Below are 237 nucleotides of genomic sequence, written 5' to 3' on the forward strand. Positions count from 1 at the left end.
CCCGCCCCCGCCGCGAGGTCGTTCGGCCCGGCATTGTAGGCCTCGAGCGCCTTGGTCGGGTCGCCACCGAACTGCTTGAGCAGTTGGCTCATGAAGAAGGCTTCCAGGGGAATAGCCTGCTGGGGCGAATAGGGGTTGAACACGCCGCCTATCTGCTTGCCGGCGCTGTTGTAGGTGGGTCCGCCCGGCGCGGTGTTGGTCGGGTCCGTGACCGTCATGGTGTAGCCGTAGATGGGG

At 66.2% G+C, this 237-nt stretch carries 1 protein-coding gene; it reads right to left on the reverse strand.

Annotated features, from left to right (window positions below; translation table 11 throughout):
- On the reverse strand, positions 1–218 hold a 218-nt coding region (locus RAD04_RS39135), incomplete at its 3' end, for a lytic transglycosylase domain-containing protein (protein ID WP_461628030.1).
- Between the last annotated feature and the right edge of the window lie 19 nt (positions 219–237).

The organism is Bradyrhizobium sp. 25ACV (genome assembly GCF_054863005.1).